The 2,330-nt window shown below is 71.4% G+C and carries 2 protein-coding genes; both read left to right on the plus strand.

The genetic code is table 11. The features are described from left to right. The coding region (locus WA805_RS25085) for a PASTA domain-containing protein (protein ID WP_425243565.1) at window positions 1-1,084 on the plus strand (1,084 nt) is incomplete at its 5' end. A gap of 211 nt (window positions 1,085-1,295) precedes the next feature. After that, window positions 1,296-2,330 (plus strand): 3-deoxy-7-phosphoheptulonate synthase (aroF, locus tag WA805_RS25090; protein WP_425243566.1); only part of this gene is annotated, 1,035 nt, incomplete at its 3' end.

Genomic DNA, 2,330 nt, shown 5'->3' on the forward strand with positions numbered 1-2,330 from the left:
GTACAACGGGGCTGGCGCCGCCATCGCGGCCATCGGCATGGGGGGCCCGGGGGGCCCTGGCTCGCCGGCAGGCGGATCGCACACGATGGTGGTGGGCGGCGGGAACGGCTACGACGCGGGCCCGGCCGGGTACGGGCACGGTCCGGTGTACGAAGGAGCCCCGTACGACGGCGAGGTCACCTTCGGCGGCCACGAGCCGTTCCTGCAGCGGTGGCTGTTCACCAGGCGGCTGGCGTACCTGGTGGGCGCGCTGGTGGTGGTGCTCGGGCTCGCGCTCGGCGGCTGGTGGCTGACGTCGGGCCGGTACACGCCGGTGCCGTCGGTGGACGGGATGACGCTGACGGCCGCCACGCGCGAACTGCACCAAGCCGGGTTCGAGGTGCAGCGCGGTCCCCGGGTGACCGACAACGCCGTGGCCAAGGGCGACGTGATCAGCATGTCCCCGTCCGGGCGCGCGGTGCACGGGACGACGATCGTGCTGACCGTCTCCTCGGGACCGAAGATGATCACCGTGCCGCCGGTAACCGGGCAGAACCTGCAGGGCGCCATCGCGGCGCTGCGCAAGGCGGGGCTGACCGTGAGCGATACCCCGCAGAACGTCGCCGCGGACGGCGTGGCCGTCGGAACCGTGGCCGGCACCACGCCGGCCGCCGGCACCTCGTGGCCGGCCACCCGCACCGTGTACGTGGATGTCGTCGCGGGCATCCCGCTGCCGAACCTCGTCGGGCAGAACATCGGCACCATCCAGGGCTGGGCGGGCTCGAACAACATCCAGCTCAACGTGATGCAGGTGGCGAGCAGCCAGCCGCAGGGCATCATCGTCCGCCAGTCGCCGGACCAGGGCACCCCGGTGGCGCCTGGCCAGACGACGGTCACCGTCTACGTCTCGAACGGGCCGCCAGAGGTTCAGGTCCCCGGCAACCTGACGGGACAGCCGTTCCAGCAGGTGCAGCAGCAGCTGCAGCAGCTTGGCTTCCAGGTGGACGGCAGGGCGTTCGGCCCCGGGCAGAAGGTGTTCGCGGTGACCCCGTCGGGGCAGGCGCCGTCGGGCAGCACGATCACCGTGTACTACGGCGGGTTCTGAGCGTTCGCGTGATGCGGCCGCGGGACCGTGCTGTATAGTGCCTGCCATGCGTACGCAGTTTTGGTTCTGGTTTGGTAACCGGCTCGGGAAGCCGGCCGCCCGCCAGACCACGCGCTGACGCGAGCGACCTAGCTGAAAGCCCCGGGCCACTATGGCCCGGGGCTTTTCTTATGGGCATCGAGTATGGGCATCGAGCGAAGGGGCACGTCAGATGGTTGTGGTCATGGCCGCGGAGGCCACCGAGGAGGACGCTGACGGTGTGGTCAGCCTGGTTCGCGCGGCGGGCGGCGAGGCGTTCGTCAGCCGCGGCGAGTCCAGGACGATCATCGGGCTGAGCGGTGACATCGACCGCTTCGCGGCGACGCTGAACCTCGCGTCGCAGCCGGGCGTGTCGGACGTGGTGCGGATCTCCGTGCCGTACAAGCTGGTGAGCCGGGAGCATCGCAGGGAGCGTTCGGTGATCCGGGTCGGGGGGGTGCCGATCGGGCCGGACACGCTGACCGTGATCGCCGGGCCGTGCGCGGTGGAGACGCCGGAGCAGACGCTTGCCTCGGCCCGGATGGCGCGAGCCGCGGGAGCGTCGCTGCTGCGCGGCGGCGCCTACAAGCCGCGGTCGTCGCCCTACGCGTTCCAGGGCCTCGGCGAGGCCGGGCTGAAGATCCTCGCCGACGTGCGGGCGGAGACCGGGCTGCCGATCGTCACCGAGGTGGTCTCTTCGTCCGACGTGGACCTGGTCGCGTCGTACGCCGACATGCTGCAGGTCGGCACCCGCAACATGCAGAACTTCCCGCTGCTGCAAGCCGTCGGCGGCTGCGGCAAGCCGGTCATGCTCAAGCGCGGCATGAGCGCCACGATCGAGGAATGGCTGATGGCCGCCGAGTACATCGCGCAGCGCGGCAACCTGGACATCGTGCTGTGCGAGCGCGGCATCCGCACGTTCGAGAACGCCACGAGGAACACGCTCGACATCTCGGCCGTCCCGGTCGCGCAGCGGCTGTCCCACCTGCCGGTGATCGTGGACCCGTCGCACTCCGGCGGCCGCCGCGACCTCGTGCTGCCGCTGTCCAGGGCCGCGATCGCCGTCGGCGCGGACGGCATCATCGTCGACGTGCACCCGTCGCCGGAGACGGCGCTCTGCGACGGGCCGCAGGCGCTCATCGACACCGACCTGCGGGAACTGGCCAGCGTCGCGCTGCACCTGTCACCGCTGGTCGGCCGCACGCTCACGCCCGCTCCTGCCGTGGGG

It is taken from the genome of Trebonia sp., assembly GCF_049794275.1.
In the GTDB taxonomy this organism is placed as follows: Bacteria; Actinomycetota; Actinomycetes; order Streptosporangiales; family Streptosporangiaceae; genus Trebonia.